The organism is Streptomyces sp. WAC04114, assembly GCF_019733245.1.
In the GTDB taxonomy this organism is placed as follows: domain Bacteria; phylum Actinomycetota; class Actinomycetes; order Streptomycetales; family Streptomycetaceae; genus Streptomyces; species Streptomyces massasporeus_A.
On record NZ_JAIGQA010000201.1, the window covers coordinates 1 to 13,661 of the forward strand.

14 protein-coding genes and 3 pseudogenes are annotated in these 13,661 nt (G+C 69.4%); 11 read left to right on the forward strand and 6 right to left on the reverse strand.

The features are described from left to right. Positions 1-495: 495 nt before the first annotated feature. The 5 genes from K4G64_RS33740 (at position 496) to K4G64_RS33760 (ending at position 4,305) form a co-directional block, all read left to right on the forward strand. On the forward strand, positions 496-1,293 hold the full coding sequence (locus K4G64_RS33740) for a hypothetical protein (RefSeq protein ID WP_221759719.1): 798 nt from the start codon (positions 496-498) through the stop codon (positions 1,291-1,293). A gap of 548 nt (positions 1,294-1,841) precedes the next feature. Then, positions 1,842-3,071, forward strand: a complete 1,230-nt coding sequence (locus tag K4G64_RS33745; RefSeq protein WP_221759720.1) for a hypothetical protein — start codon at positions 1,842-1,844, stop codon at positions 3,069-3,071. A 333-nt stretch (positions 3,072-3,404) separates the two neighbouring features. Beyond that, positions 3,405-3,572: a hypothetical protein gene (locus K4G64_RS33750; RefSeq protein WP_221759721.1), complete on the forward strand. Its 168-nt coding sequence runs from the start codon at positions 3,405-3,407 to the stop codon at positions 3,570-3,572. After that, positions 3,569-4,066 carry a hypothetical protein gene (locus tag K4G64_RS33755; protein WP_221759722.1) on the forward strand — a complete coding sequence of 166 codons (498 nt, stop codon included), beginning with the start codon at positions 3,569-3,571 and terminating at the stop codon, positions 4,064-4,066. The genes K4G64_RS33750 and K4G64_RS33755 overlap by 4 nt, the downstream gene beginning before the upstream one ends. Next, the gene (locus K4G64_RS33760; RefSeq protein ID WP_221759723.1) at positions 4,063-4,305 is read left to right on the forward strand and encodes a hypothetical protein; all 243 of its coding nucleotides are present in this window, start codon (positions 4,063-4,065) and stop codon (positions 4,303-4,305) included. Before K4G64_RS33755 ends, K4G64_RS33760 begins: the two co-directional genes overlap by 4 nt. 208 nt (positions 4,306-4,513) lie before the next feature. On the opposite strand, the gene K4G64_RS33765 is transcribed toward K4G64_RS33760, so the two are convergent. The 3 genes from K4G64_RS33765 to K4G64_RS33775 all read right to left on the reverse strand — a co-directional run bounded on the left by K4G64_RS33765 (position 4,514) and on the right by K4G64_RS33775 (position 5,766). After that, positions 4,514-4,699, reverse strand: a complete 186-nt coding sequence (locus K4G64_RS33765; protein ID WP_221759724.1) for a hypothetical protein — start codon at positions 4,697-4,699, stop codon at positions 4,514-4,516. Further along, positions 4,696-4,986 (reverse strand): hypothetical protein, encoded by a 291-nt coding sequence (locus tag K4G64_RS33770; protein ID WP_221759725.1) that lies wholly within the window; start codon positions 4,984-4,986, stop codon positions 4,696-4,698. The genes K4G64_RS33765 and K4G64_RS33770 overlap by 4 nt, the downstream gene beginning before the upstream one ends. 171 nt (positions 4,987-5,157) lie before the next feature. After that, on the reverse strand, positions 5,158-5,766 hold the full coding sequence (locus K4G64_RS33775; protein ID WP_308122562.1) for a hypothetical protein: 609 nt from the start codon (positions 5,764-5,766) through the stop codon (positions 5,158-5,160). A 330-nt stretch (positions 5,767-6,096) separates the two neighbouring features. On the opposite strand from K4G64_RS33775, the gene K4G64_RS33780 reads away from it, so the two are divergent. Both K4G64_RS33780 and K4G64_RS33785 read left to right on the forward strand, forming a co-directional pair. Beyond that, complete coding sequence (locus tag K4G64_RS33780; protein ID WP_260461346.1) at positions 6,097-7,398, forward strand: competence protein CoiA family protein; 1,302 nt, start codon at positions 6,097-6,099, stop codon at positions 7,396-7,398. 118 nt (positions 7,399-7,516) lie between these two features. After that, positions 7,517-7,732, forward strand: a complete 216-nt coding sequence (locus tag K4G64_RS33785; protein WP_221759726.1) for a DUF6207 family protein — start codon at positions 7,517-7,519, stop codon at positions 7,730-7,732. A 298-nt stretch (positions 7,733-8,030) separates the two neighbouring features. Here K4G64_RS33785 and K4G64_RS41580 read toward each other — a convergent pair whose 3' ends face one another. The 3 genes and pseudogenes from K4G64_RS41580 to K4G64_RS33800 form a co-directional block, all read right to left on the reverse strand. Next, positions 8,031-8,486 carry an Imm1 family immunity protein gene (locus tag K4G64_RS41580; protein ID WP_374206475.1) on the reverse strand — a complete coding sequence of 152 codons (456 nt, stop codon included), beginning with the start codon at positions 8,484-8,486 and terminating at the stop codon, positions 8,031-8,033. Between the two features lie 142 nt (positions 8,487-8,628). After that, entirely contained in the window at positions 8,629-9,912 is a 1,284-nt protein-coding gene (locus tag K4G64_RS33795) for a M48 family metallopeptidase (RefSeq protein WP_221759728.1), read from the reverse strand. Positions 9,913-10,010: 98 nt separating this feature from the next. Next, positions 10,011-10,292: pseudogene (locus tag K4G64_RS33800) on the reverse strand (hypothetical protein); the annotation flags it as partial. A gap of 181 nt (positions 10,293-10,473) precedes the next feature. On the opposite strand from K4G64_RS33800, the pseudogene K4G64_RS33805 reads away from it, so the two are divergent. The 4 genes and pseudogenes from K4G64_RS33805 (at position 10,474) to K4G64_RS33815 (ending at position 13,597) form a co-directional block, all read left to right on the forward strand. Beyond that, positions 10,474-11,406: pseudogene (locus K4G64_RS33805) on the forward strand (IS481 family transposase). Positions 11,407-11,465: 59 nt separating this feature from the next. After that, positions 11,466-11,642, forward strand: a pseudogene (locus K4G64_RS41585) (ISL3 family transposase); the annotation flags it as partial. 305 nt (positions 11,643-11,947) lie between these two features. After that, positions 11,948-12,412, forward strand: coding sequence for a hypothetical protein (locus tag K4G64_RS41590; protein ID WP_374206477.1), 465 nt, complete (start codon positions 11,948-11,950; stop codon positions 12,410-12,412). Positions 12,413-13,273: 861 nt separating this feature from the next. Next, complete coding sequence (locus tag K4G64_RS33815; protein WP_260461347.1) at positions 13,274-13,597, forward strand: alpha/beta fold hydrolase; 324 nt, start codon at positions 13,274-13,276, stop codon at positions 13,595-13,597. Positions 13,598-13,661: the final 64 nt, after the last annotated feature.

Below are 13,661 nucleotides of genomic sequence, written 5' to 3' on the forward strand. Positions count from 1 at the left end.
CATCGATGTTCGCGACCCCGCCGCCCTGAGGACGCACCCGCGCCGACGGCAGCAACGGCCTCGCCAACTCCCACAGGCCATCCGGAATGATCCAACCCCACCGCCCACTCCCCATACTCCACTCAACCACCAACAGACCATGTAGGACACGGTCTTAGTGGTCGGCCATGTCCATGGGAGTGCGGCCGCCAGGGTCCGCGAGCTCCGTCGCCGTCCCTCGGCACGACGCACTTCGGCGAGTCGGCGGCCGCGCTGCGGAGTGAGGTGAGATGGTCCGCGTAGGCTGGGTTCGGCATGGCCAGTGCGCCGAGCACGCCTCCGAGGATCACGCCGATCACCCGCCATTTCGTGCTCTTCCTGGGCAACGTGTCGCGCATGATCGCTGTCTCCTGGCGCCTGATGTTTCTGCGAACGAACGGATACCGCCCGCGCGCCTGGTTGGCGGCGCCCGCGCTTCTCGGTGCTGTGTCAGTGCCGCGTGCCACACTGCCGGCCATGTCGCTCGCTGATCTCACTCTCGACCTGTGGCGGACCTTCGACGAGGTCACCGCCCGGCGGATCGCCCGGAATGCCGCTGACCACGTGGGCGGCCGGGTGTCACTTGTCGAGGCCACGGAACACCTCGGTGCCCCGCTGCACCGCGTACGGGTCGAACGGGACGGGCAGGAGTTCGCGCTGATACCCGGAGGCCGGGTGTCCCTGGGCTTCGACCTCAATACCTGGCAGCCGACCGCGCAGCAGGCCGCCGACTACGCCGAGAGCCGGGAGCAGGGCTACGGCTACGGGCCCGATCTGCGGAGCCACCTCGAGCGGATCCTCAGCGCTCCCCGCAGCGTTCACCTGGACGCCGTCCTCATGGCCGTGGACGACGAGACCCTGACCGAACCCCCGGCCGACATTCCGGCAGCCCTCTTTGCCCGTGGTCTGCGGATGCCAAGCCCCGACGAGTGGGAACACGCCTGCGGCGCCGGATCCAACACCCTGTTCCGGTGGGGCGACGACTGCCCCCTCGACCGCATCCCCTACGGCGACGACACCGGCCCCCACAACGAACTGAACGCCTTCGGCCTGCACATCGCCTACGACACCTACCGCGCCGAGCTGACCAGCGATGTGACCGCGGTCCACGGCGGCGACGGGGGCGAGTCGGTGTGCGGCGGCTACGGCCACCTGCTGGCCTGGCTCCCCCTGGCGACCGCCAACCGCAACCCCGACACGGCCGAGTTCGTGTGCGGACCGGACGGAGAGGGCCTGTACGACAACTTCTCCACGCGACCGGTGCTCACGCTCTGAGCAACCGCGCGCGGACGGCCCGAGCGACGACCGCGCCGCGGCGGGTGGGACAGACTCGCTCCCCCGCCCCCTGGTGAGAGCGATCAGCGACTGGCTCGCCGACCATCTGGAAACACCTACCGGTCGAGCTCCTTCTGCCCGCCGTGCCGCCCCTTCCTGGCGGACCGCTCTGTGGGACGCCTCTGTCTCCTCTCGACGCGTGGGCTGGATCCGTCGTAGGTGAGCGGAAGAGCTCATCGGTTAGTGGCCGTGGCGGCCCTGTGCCACAGTGACCGCGGGTAGCAGGCCGTGACGGGGGGGGCGATCGTGGTGCGTGGCGGAGATCTTCCGGTGCGGCGGGAGAGGGAGCTGGTGGCCGCCAGCGTGGACGTCGGGGCCGGTGCGCCACGTCGCTGTGGTCGTCGGACGTGCGGGCGGCGGGACATGGCACGTTCCCGGGAAGGCCTCGGGGTGGCGGAGCCATTGCCGGTATGCGGAGCACCTGACGGGCAGTCGGCTCTCTCTGCTGGATGTCTGTGAGCAGGTGTGCCCGTCACTGCGCCCGGGTGGTGAGTGTGGAGCCGGGCGAGGAGGCGCTGTGGCGGGCGGCGGCCGAAGTCGTCGTGGCGGACGGGCGGGTGCGCAGGCTGGAGGAGCAGGAGGCGGGCCCGCGGTCCTGGCAGGGCTATGCGCGGGTGCTGTGGGAAGCGGCCCGCCACCGCGATGCAGACGTGCGCGGAGGGCTTGAGCTGTGGACGGCTGACGCCTCGGTGGGTGCGGGTGCGCGGCAGGTGCTTCAGGCGTGGTCGGGAGTGCTGAAGCGTTCTGAGGCTGCGCTGGCCAGTTGGCGGGCGGCGGCGCCCGCGGCGCGCTCCGCGACGTCGGTCAGCGGGGCGTGCGATGCGGCGGCCGCCGTCGGAAACGTGCAGCGCACGGGCCAGGAGTTGGCGGCCGCGGTGCTGCGGCCCCGGTGGGCGGAGCCGTTCGACGTGTGGGCGGCCGTCCGGCGGGGGTGGAGCGGCGTCCGGGACCAGGGCGGCGAGGCGACTGCGGCACGTGCGGCGGCGATGTGGGCGGTGGAAGCGGCCTGGGGTGGGGTGCGGGTGCGTGATGTGAGGGCGCTGCCGGAACCGGCCCTCGTGGCGGGTGCCGGGTTTGCTTCTCCCGCGCAGTGGGCGGATGCGGAGTTCCAGCACCGGTGGCAGCAGTACGTGTTGGACTGCTGCGCCCGGCTGGAGGAGGCGCTGGGGGCGGCCACGGGTGACGGCGGCGACGGGTGGCAGCTGGTGCTGGTGAGCGGCTGGCCGCTGACCCGCAAGCGGGATACGGAACTGGCCTACCTCGCCCAGTACGAGCAGCACGGGCCCACCGTCCCGTTCGGTGGCCGCCGTACCGGCTACGGCGTCGAGCCCGACCACGCTGTCGTGCTCGCAGTCCCCCGCTTCGCCGCCGACCACACCCGCGACGACCGGCAGGGGATCGTCCTCGGACCGGAGCTTGTCGCAGGCACCGCCGAGCCGGATGAGCTGGACGTGCTGGCGCTGCTGCGCGGCGCCTACCCCTACCTGCCGGCGGACGCCGAAGGCGACGGGCCGGGCGCCAGGCCCACGGCCACCGTGCTGCACCGGCTGTACGGCACGGTGACCTCCTACGAGCCCGGCACCGGCCAGGTGGGGTTTTCCTCCGCGTGCGGCCGCCCGGCCATCTCCGTGCCCGTCCACCGGATCGTCGCACTCACCGGCGACCGGCAGCGGCGCAGTGTCGGGCAGGTGCCCGCCCACGAGCCGTACGAAGAGTAGAGGGCCGTCCGCCTCGTCCGCGAGGGCGGCACGGGCCGATCCAGGCGACGTTCGTGTCCGTCCGATGTTGAACCGGCAGGCCGGTGAACGATCAGGGTGCCGACAAGATCTCGTACCAGCTGGTCCGGCCGGACCCGCCGCTGTGGCCCCATCGGCGCTCCGGATGGCACCGGTCGGTTCCTACGCCTGTGAAGGGCTGCCGTCCGGCATCGACGAGCTCTGGAAGCCCCGAAGCTGGTGTGATGCACATCGCCGGAGAATTCGGGGGGCGTTGTCGGATCGGGTCCGTGCCGGGACCGAGAGGAGAAGGCTTTCCCCGACAAGGAGGCACCCATGGCCACCGAGGACCCGACGCCCAGTTACACCATGGTCGAGGATGACTGCTCCGTGCAGAACGAGCTGGCGGAGCGGATCAGCCAGTTCAACTACGAGTCCCATTTCGGAGCTGCGATAATGCCTTGTTCCCGGCCCAATGGAGCGGGAGCGCCGGCGATACCGTGACTCTGCGGGAGGACGGGAGCATCGCCCTCGACATGGACGGCACGTTCGACCTTCCGGAGCCGTTCGACCGTGTCGCCCCTCCCACGCTGATCACCACCACGACCGGCATGGCGGTACTCAGGCCCGACCACCCAGCCAACCAGACCATCGAGTCCGGGTTCCGGGCTCTGAACCTCCCGGTCCCCGAGGTGATCCAGGCGCTGAGCGCCCGCGAGGCCGCTCTCGCCGGCGACGGACCCACGATTCACTCCTTCACATCGGAGGTGCTGAAGCGGTGGAGCGGATGGAATGAGCCGGTCTCCACCGCCCTGCTCGGCAACTGGGCGGACCCTTTCTACGACCAAGGTCGCCTGACCCCTGAGGCCTTGGACAAGCTGAGGTCAGAGGCCAGCGTCATCCACCGGCAACTCACCCCGGTCTGGCGCCGCAAGGTCAACCAGTCGCGGCTGCTGCTGCTCGACATCCCGCAGGCGACAACGGTGAGCGGCCGATGAACGCCCCCGACCCCGGCGCAGCCCGCCCGGCCCGGCGCCGGGAGGTGGTGTTGCGAATCGCCCTGCCGGGGAAGATTCCGGCCTGCACCGCGGTACTCGGCACCGGCAGCGTCGGCGCGACCCTGCTCCACGGCACCCTCCCGACAGCATCCCCACTCGTGCGGCCGCTCGTGGCCCTCGCCCTCGGCGCGATGGCCTACGACGTCGGGCTCCGAGCCCTGCGCCGCCACGTCGGCTGACCACGCTGCCGCACGGCAACGAGGTCCCTCCCGGGCCAAGGTGCGTGCGCCCACCCCCGCGCCCGGCGCACCCCTGGGCCGGGCATGGCTCGGCTCGGGGCCCGGGGCGGCGCTGGTCGCTTCCCGGCTGCGGGCGCTGGCCGGGAGGGATGCAGGCGGGCAGGGGCCTCAGTCGCCGTCCTGCGGGGGACAGTCACTCAGTGGTTCTTCAACGGCCGTCGCACGGGTCGTCACCCAGGGGCATCGGCTTGGTGTCGGCCGCCAGGCAGGAGGAGTACACCCGCGGCGGAGTGGGGTGCGGCTGTGGTTCCGTCGCGGCGCTCACGGCGATGAACGCCACGGCACCGGCACAGATCAGCCCCGCTATCACGGCGAGCCCTGTACGGGGACTCACCGGGCGCCGCTGAAGTGGTCGAGAACTTCATCGCTGCAGTCGTCCGCGCCGACCCGGGTTCGCGTGAAGGCCAGCACGCCGTCGTCGTTGCCTTCCCTCTTGGCCTTGGCCAGCTGCGTCTCAATGTCCGCGATGTACTCGGCGCACTCGGCACTGACGGGCTTCTCGGGCTGCGGGTCAGACGCCGGAAAGGCGTTCAGTGCAGCAGTGGCAGCCATGCCGGCCACGCACAGCACCGCCCACACGGCAACCCACAGGCGGCGGCTCATCCGTAACGGCTTGGGCATTTAGGCATCCTACGAGCGTCGCGGTGGGCTGTCGCCGAAACGATCAATAAGCCCGCGCGACCTGTACGTCACAGCGAAGATCGCCCACCGGCGTCTGGCGCGCCGCCGTACGCAAGGGCATCGACCATACCCGCACCAGCCAGGGGCCTGCCGGGCCCGGTGGCCGGTCAATCAGGGGCAGGCGGCGTTGAAGAGGGGATCGAGCGGATCGCCCTCGTACCCGACGACGAGGCAAGACGCTGCTACCAGTCCCCGGGAGCGCTCCACAAGCCGGGCCAGGACCGTCGCCTCGGATGGCAGTCCATCCAGGTCGATACCGAGCGCCCGGGCCGCACCGTCCCGTCGCCGATCGAAGTCAGGCACGTCCTCCCGGTACTCGTCGGCGACCGCCTGAAGTTCTTCGGGCGTCCGGCCTGGAGCGTCTCGCCACCACGGCGCCACGAGACGCAGCTGCACCAACTCCGGCAGTCCGACCGCGAGCAGACCGGCCTCGCCGTCAAGGCCCACGTACACCACTGGGCGTTCCTCACCGCCCTCGCCGACGAAACAGAACGCGTCCCCCGACCCGGCACGCGCGAACTGCTCCAGCCGGGCCCCGGAGGCGAGCCGGACCCCCTCTTCCAACACATGAGAGTCCGGGTCCGTCGCGTCGAGATCCGCGACGCCGGCATAAAACGCAACGGCCCTCTCATCGGTTCCCAGAAGGGACAGCAAGGCACCCGGCACGCCGGGCCGCCAGGTGGGCGCAACTGACCCGACCGGTGCGTTCGATCCGTTCACCCGGCCACCGTATCCCTGGCGTGACAGCGGTGAGTTGGTGGGCGGCCGGGAGCCGATCTGACTGCATCTCGGCTGTGGGCGGCGATGGCAATCACGGCGGGCACAGCGCTGGGCGGTGAGGCGCAGCGAGCGGCGGGGCGGGGTCCTTGGGACAGCTCATGGGCCGGATCGGGCCGTCCCCTCTGTGAAACGTGGGCACCCCCACCGGGTCGAGTCGGTCGTGGGGAGAGACTGGACCCGCCCGGCGGGAGCCGCGCCGTCCTTATCCGGTGTATCGCCGTCCCGGAACGAGGGGATGCTGTCTTTCTCGGGCCACGCGGGAGGGGGCTGATGGGGTACACCGCTGTGCATGCGGGCTGGGGCCGGCTGGATGCGTCGCTGGACGATCTTGGGTGTGGCCGGTCCTGGGCGGACGTCCACCGCGTGAAAGGGCTGGAGCTTGCGTGTCCGGAGTGCCGGGGAAGGGTGTTCGCGCGCGTCTCCCCGCACCGTGCCAGGCACTTCTACCACCAGGTGCGGCCGCGCGACTGCGCGCTGGCAAACGAGTCGCCGGAGCATCACCTGCTGAAGCTGGAGCTGGCCACCGCCGCCCGGGCGGCGGGTTTCAGAGCTGAGCTGGAGGTCGGCAATCAGGCCCGGACCTGGCGTGCCGACGTGCTGGTCTTCGATGAGCAGGACCGGCCGTTCATGGCGCTGGAGGCGCAGTTGTCGCCCATGACGCCGCTGGACGCGCGGATGCGGACGGACCGCTACGCGGTGGACGGTGTGGCGGTGTGCTGGATCTCGTTGGAGAAGCGGCCCTGGGAGCGCGGCGTGCCCTCCCTGCGGTTAGCGCCCCCAAGGAACCGCGGGGACGCATGGACGGTGCGCTATGGCATGGCGCGCTACACCTGGGCCGCGCCACACACGGTGAAAACGAAAGCAGCGTGGACCCACATCAGCTGCTCCTTGGACGATGCGATCCGGTGGATTCTCCAAAGCCGGGTCCATGCCCATACCGGCCCGGACGGAACGGTGTGGTGGACCGCCCGCTCCTACGTCCACCTGGCCATCGCCCGGGCCCGGCTGGAGGCCGATACCGAAGCTGCCCATCAGGCGGCTGCCACCGAGCAACGCCGACAGGCCGCACAGGAGCAGGCTGCTGCCACCGAGCGAGCCCGACTGGCCGCGGAGCAGCGCAGACTGGCTGCCGAGGACCGTCGGCTGGCCGCCGAGGAACAGGCGCACGAGGAGCAGGAGCGGCTGGCGGCCTTCTTCGAGCACGCGGGCATCAAGGCTGCGCTGTGGCCCGCGTTCATGCACATGGTCCGCTCCGCCTCCGGCAAGTCCGTGACATGCGGTGAGCAGAGCCCCGCCCATGGCAACGGGCTGCTCCTCTACAGCCGGCCGCGCGAAGGGTCAGCGTTCCAGCTGGCCGGTGTGGCGTGCCCGGACCCCTCAGCGCTCGCCCAGTGGCCTGCGGACCTGACCATCCTGGTCCCCGGCCGAGCGTGGCTCTCGCGGATCGAGGAGGCCGCCCGGAGCCCGCTGAAAGTCGCCGTCCTGAACCCGGTCACCAAGCACTGCGCCTACGAACGGGTCGGCCCCCGGACCACGACGCTGACGCGAAACCCATCAGGTTCGGGCGGATGAGCTCCTATCGACCGCAGAGGCGGGGTGCGGCGGGCACGGTGCCGGTGATGGCCTACTCGGTCGAGTGAACGTGCCAGCGGGCGGGAACTTGCAGGAGTACGGCGGCGTCGTGCCGGGCATGAAGCCGATCAGCGAAGCGCAAGTGGCGCAGCCGGGCCTGGCCGTCGTCGACGTCGTAGCGTGCGACGACCAGAGCGCTTTCGCCGTTCAGGCTCTGCTTGCGGGGCGCTGGGCGACCGCGTCGGCGGACCGCACGGCTCGAGTGCCGGGCGAGCCGGGTGTACGGCTGCGCTGTTATCTCGATGTCCGCCAGGAGCTCGGATCACAGCTGTGAGCCCCCGAAGTCGGCTGCGGGTACCTTCGCCTCGTCTCGACGGGGCAGCCGCTTACGAGGGCTGGTCTGTGAGGTGAGGCCGAGAGCGGTCATCAGGTGCTGCTGGCCGGGGTGGAGGGAGGGCCACGGAACCGGCGCGACTCGAGTTTTATCGCCGCGCGAAGGCCCCGTCGTAGGCCATCCCGACTGTAACACCGCACCCCGCCAGGGCTACCGGTGCTCTGCCGGATGCGGTCGGGGTTGCCGTCAACACGACGGGGAGCCTCCTGCAACCATGCTTCGGAACAGGGTGAATAGCTCACCAATATTCTGGCTCTTGCCATTGGACGCACTGCGGGCGCTGCCCACCCGAGGAAAGAAATTCCTTCACAGCCTGCCGCACAAGGGCGATTGGAATTTCTGAACTACTCGGAAATTCAGTCGCATGACCTGCAATGGAGTACGAAACTTCAGGCCGGTTATTCGACGGATCGAACGACACCCAGTTTCCGTCGTCCATGAGGGCTAGGACTCCAACCCGAGATCTCCCATCGCCCCCGACAAGCAGCTCATGGTCGGGGACCCCTGCAGGCATCAGGGGACGTTCCAAGCTATGCAATTGAGCCAAGTTCGCCGATGGTCCTCCCAAGAGGAGCGCGTCGATCAACGCGTCAACGTCAGTCGCGCTTGCCAGAAGAACCGGACTCTCTTCGTGCTCACGCCGATAATAGGCCTCCGCTTTGCCGCTCGTCACTTCACCCCTCCATAGGTCCACGACTCAAAGCCGAAGTCGCCTCGTCCGCCCGGAGGGCAGGCCGAGCGGCGTCCGATGCGGTGAGTGGAGGTTCCCCCCTGCTCGAGGAGCTGGGGGGCGTGCCGGGCGTCGGGCGGCAGGGACGGTGCTTTGCGGCCACGGCCTAACCCTGGTACCCGTCTCGCACGATGCGGCGCGCCACCTCGGCGCGGGCCGCCGCCAGTTCGCTGGCGATACGGCGCTCGCGGTCGGCATCGGTCGGCACGGCAGCGGGCAGGGGCGGGCCGGTGAGCAGGCAGGCGCGGCGCAGGTGGGTCGGCGGGTGGGTGGAGTCGACGCTGTGGCCGCGCCGGGCGCCGACGCGCCGCAGCCGCTCGTATTCGTGGCCGGGCACAGACTCCATGTGGGCGGCGAGCCGGTCCCACAGATGCTCCGCGTGCTCGGCCCGCAGGGCGGCGCCATGCCCGCGCAGGGCCGCCTGGTTTGCCTCGCGCTGCAGCGCCGTGACGGCCGAGTCGGCGATCAGCAGCCGGTCCATCAGTCCTGCGGCGGCCTCGGTGGAACCGGCCCGGGCGGCCTCCCGGTCGGCCAGGTACTCGGCCCGCTGGGCGGCTCGCAGTGTGAGCCGGTCGAGCAGCATCAGCACCCCGTGCACGAACAGGCGGGGCAGCACGTACAGGAGGTTGACGAGGATCTGCATGCCCGCGGGGTTCGGGATCGGGGCGAAGGAGTAGTGCCACTGGCCCAGCGACTGCAGGGCGGTCCCGACGACCACGCCGTGCCGGGTGTCGCCGTTGCCGTAGTGGCCGAGTTCGTGACCGAGCAAGGCGATACGCTCCTGCGGGGTGAGGATCTCCCACAGCGGCAGCCCGATCGTCAGCCGTCTGTGGCCCCGCAGGCCGTAGGTGCTGACACTGGCGTTGACCTCGTCGCCGACGACGACCGCGTCCACCGTGCGGGTGCCGACCGAGCGGGCCACATCGTCGATGAGTGCGAACAACTCCGGCGCGTCCGCGCGACGCAGCACCGGCCGGTCGTCCGGCAACCGGGCGAACCGAGGCCGCAGCGCCACCGCCATCACCATCAGGATCGCCCCCGCCACCATGCCGACGCCACCCCAGCCGCGGACGAGACACCACACGCCGGCCAACAGCAGTACCGCGGTGACGGCATGCACGGCGAGTGCAAGCGCGTAGGCGAGGACCGCCGAGGTGTCCCGGCGGGCGGCCAGGGCACCGCCCTTCGCCACCTCGCCCAGCAGCTTCTCGCCATAGCCGCGGGCCAGGGCGCGCCGGGCCCGCTCGACCCGGCCGCGCTCGGGCTCCGGCTTCGCCGGGTCGACGTTCCACTCGCAGGCGGCGCACCACAGGGTGAACCGCCGGTCCCCTTCAATCCCGGCCCCGCACTCGGGGCACGCCTGGGTGATCTGCTCCGCAGCGCTCGTCATGGCGCCCTTCCCTCCCCTGCGGCCTCTCCCCAGAAACCGCCTGTTCATAACAGAAGGGGAGAGCTGATCACGCAAGGCGGGACCGGAGCAACCCCGTGTCAGGTGGCGGTGGGCCAGGTCCGCAGCAGGGCGGCGATCTTCCCGGCGGTGCAGAGACGATCGGCGATCTTCCCGGCAGTGCAAGCGAGATCGAGGAGCAGGTCCTTGAGGGCGACGGCGTCCTCACGGCCGGGCTTGACGGAGATCCCGGCGGCTTCGAGGTACATGACGCCCGACGCCGCGGCGACGGCCATGTTGGAGCGCTCCACCCAGCGGCACCGGCCCAGCGTGTGCACCAGAGCTGCGGCCTTGGCATAGGGGCCGTCGTAGACGGGGTGCTCAAGTCACCGTCGCCGGCGCGCTCACCCGCGCGAACTGGAACACCCACGCCTGGGCCGGCTACAGCGGCCAGAGCGTCAAACTGCAGTACCGGCCCAAGAACAAAATCACCTACACGACGCTCTATATCTAAAACTGACGGACCCTATTGACAGGTGGGTCTCCCGTCCCTAGGAGACCCCCATGACTGAACGCGAGCTCGCAAGACGCGCCCGCCATCGGCTCGCAGTGCTGCGCCATGCCGAGGAAGTGAGCGGCAACATCGCCGCCACCTGCCGCTACTACGGCATCAGCCGCCAGTGCTTCTACACCTGGCGCCGACGTTTCGAAGCCGAGGGCCTGGACGGCCTCAAGGACCGCTCCAGCGCTCCGCACCACACTCCGCACGCGACGACGGCCGACGTGGTCGAAAAGATTTTCTGAATGCGTCGGCAGTACCACTTCGGCCCGGCGAAGATCGCCATGTATCTGCAGCGCTACCACGATGTCGCGATCAGCACGTCGGGCGTCTGGCGGATCCTGAAGAGAGTCGGATTGAACCGGCTGCCGGCCTCGCAGCGCTACAAGCGCCGCTCCATCCGCTGGAAGCGCTACGAGAAGCAGCGACCGGGCCACCAGCTGCAGGTCGACGTCAAGTTCATCGAGCCGCTCGGCCAGAGCGGACGGAAGAAGCGCTACTACCAGTACACCGCCATCGACGACTGCACCCGCCTGAGAGTGCTGCGCGCCTACCCCCGCAACGACCAGAAGAGCGCCATCCAGTTCATCGACTACGTCCTGGCCAAGCTCCCCTTCGCGGTCGATCAGGTCCAGACCGACAACGGCCAGGAGTTCGGCCAGTCCTTCCACTGGCACCTGCTCGACAAGGGCATCGGACACGTCCGCATCAAGCCCCGCACCCCGCGGCTGAACGGCAAGGTCGAGCGATCCCACCGCATCGACTCGGAGGAGTTCTACCGCCTGCTGGAGGGCCAGGTCATCGACGACGTCAACCTCTTCAACAGCAAACTGCAGGAGTGGGAGGACTACTACAATTACCATCGCCCCCACGGCGCCCTCGCCGGCCAGACCCCCTACGAACGCCTACGACAGAAAGCCCAAGACCCACTGTCATAGGCGTCCGTCAGCTGCACAGTGGGCGAATACGCCAGCGCAAGGGACGGATCTACGGAACTGTGCTCGTCGACGTCGAAAAACGTCGTCCGATCGACCTCCTGCCCGACCGGGAGGCGGACACGCTCGCGGCCTGGCTCGCCGAGCGGCCCGGCATCGAGATCGTCTGCCGTGATCGCGCACCGTTCTTCGCCGACGGTGCCACCCGCGGCGCCCCGCGGGCCCTCCAAGTCGCCGGCCGGTGGCATCTCTGGCACAACCTGGGCGAAGCCGCCGAGAAGTGCGTCTACCGGCACCGCGGCTGCTTGCATCCCATGCCGGAAGAGCCGGAGGAACCCCGGGAGGAGGCGGAGCCGGCTGCGTCGTCGCCCTGGCGGACAGGGCACCGGTTCGCCGAGCGCACCCGCGCCAAGCACTCCGCCATCCACGCTCTCCTCGCCGCCGGTCACAGCAAGCGGTCCGTCGCCCGGCAGCTCGGGATGCCCCTCAACACCATCCTGCGTTTCTCCCGCGCCACCATCCCGGAGGAGATGTTCACCAGCCAGTGGCAAACCGCGCGACCAGACTCGATGACTACAAGCCCTATCTCAATCAGCGCTGGCAGGAAGGCTGCACCAACGCCTGGAAACTATGGGAGGAGATCAAGGAACAGGGCTATCCCCGCGGTTACGCCGGCGTCCGCGACTACGTCAGCAGGAACCTTCGCGGCAAACCCCAACCAATCGGACCTCGCCCGCCTTCGGCTCGCGCCGTCACCCGCTGGATCCTCACCCACTCCGACGCCCTGCCCGAAGGCGACCGGATCCAGCTCAAGGCCGTCCTGGCCAACTGCCCCGAACTGACCGTACTTGTCGATTACGTGCGCTCTTTCGCCCATATAGTCACCGAGCTGCAAGGCGACCGACTGCCGGAGTGGATCGCATCCGCCCGAACCACCACTGACCTGCCAAGCCTCAGCCGATTCGCCCAGCACCTCGAACGCGACCTCGACGCGGTCATGCCGGCCTGACCATGCCATGGAGTTCAGGCGTCGTCGAAGGACACTTCAACCGGATCGAGATGCTCAAGCGGCAGATGTACGGCCGCGCCGGCTTCGACCTGCTACGGAAACGGGTCCTACTCGCCCGCTGAGCCGTCCGCCCCTGGGCGCAGATCGTGAATCGGGAACGTCGCAGGGCAGGGGTGTGCCTCGCATCCCTCTTCCTGCAGGAGCCCACCGGTCCTTGTCGAGCAGCGATCCATAGAACCCGGGCAGGGGCCTTCCCCGCTCGTCGGCGCTGTGCGGTCGCTCGTCCTTCACCGTGAAGCTGAGGTCGGATGTGATCTCGACGCTGATCTGCCCATGCGTGCCGTCACGGTGGTGCATCGCGTCCCACACCACCCGCTGAAGCACCTCCGTCGGCAGCTCCGCGCTGTCCCGCTCGACACGGAAGTACATGGCCGGACGGGCCCGCACGTGCTCATCGAACGCAATCACCCGAAGCTGATCAGCTGTGTAGCGCTCCACTCACCGTCCCCCGTCACCACTTCATTCACCAAGGCACGATCATGGCACCCGTTCACGTCAGGCTCCATGTTGTCCACTCACCGAAGGCCGTGACGCTCTGTCATGGATCACAACAAGTGGACCAGAGCCTGAGTTACGACAGCGGTTGTTCAGCTCTATGGGAGGCACCCGAACTCTGCCGTGTCCGCTGTTCACGGAAACGACAGCACCCTGCCCAAGGCATCCGACGGCCTACTCGAGACTCCAGCGGTGTGGGTGTTCGGGATCGGCCGGGTGGGCCGAGGGCATCCGGGAGTGCGTGCGGCGCGGCGGTATTCGATCACGGACCGGCAGAGGAGACGATGGGGGCGGGAGGTGTATTCCATGGGCGAGTACCTAGCAGCCAACGGTACGACGATCTGGACCGAGAGCCGTGGCCAAGGACCCGACGTCCTGCTGATCGCGGGGCTGGGCGACCCCGCAGAGGCGTGGCAGGCGCAGCTCGACGGGCTGTCGGACCGGTACCGGGTCATCGCCTTCGACAACCGAGGGGCCGGGCGGACGCCGTTGCCCGACGGGCCCATGTCCGTGGCCATGATGGCCGACGACGCCGCGGAACTGCTCCGTGCGCTCCGGGTCGACAGATGTTGCGGCCCTCTTGGAGGTGAGCAGCCCCTGCCCGCCAGTCAGGGACTTGCTCAGTTTTAGAGAGCGAGTCCGATAGAAGTTACTGGAAAGTAGGGTTGGTGCCGGAGATCGAGTGTGCGCCTCG